This window comes from Pseudomonas sp. SIMBA_067, from assembly GCF_046534675.1.
Taxonomy (GTDB): domain Bacteria; phylum Pseudomonadota; class Gammaproteobacteria; order Pseudomonadales; family Pseudomonadaceae; genus Aquipseudomonas; species Aquipseudomonas putida.
Genome location: NZ_JAWRYH010001312.1, coordinates 1 through 237, shown reverse-complemented (window position 1 = coordinate 237; position 237 = coordinate 1). Strand labels below are relative to the sequence as shown.

At 66.2% G+C, this 237-nt stretch carries 1 protein-coding gene; it reads right to left on the bottom strand.

The window, feature by feature from the left end; genetic code table 11:
• A partial coding sequence (locus SB765_RS33575; RefSeq protein ID WP_410933026.1) for an aldehyde dehydrogenase family protein occupies window positions 1–237 on the bottom strand: 237 nt, incomplete at both ends.

Sequence of the window (237 nt, the reverse complement as noted above, 5' to 3'; positions counted from 1 at the left end):
CACATCGGGGTGGCGGACCAGTGCATCGCCGGCAGTAGCGCCGTAACCCTGGATCACGTTCAGCACGCCGTTGGGGATGCCAGCTTCAACCGCCAGGCGGCCCAGTTCGTTGGCGGTCAGCGGCGACAGTTCGCTCATCTTCAGCACGGCGGTGTTGCCCAGCGCCAGGCATGGCGCGGTCTTCCAGGTGGCGGTCATGAACGGCACGTTCCATGGGCTTACCAGGCCGCACACACC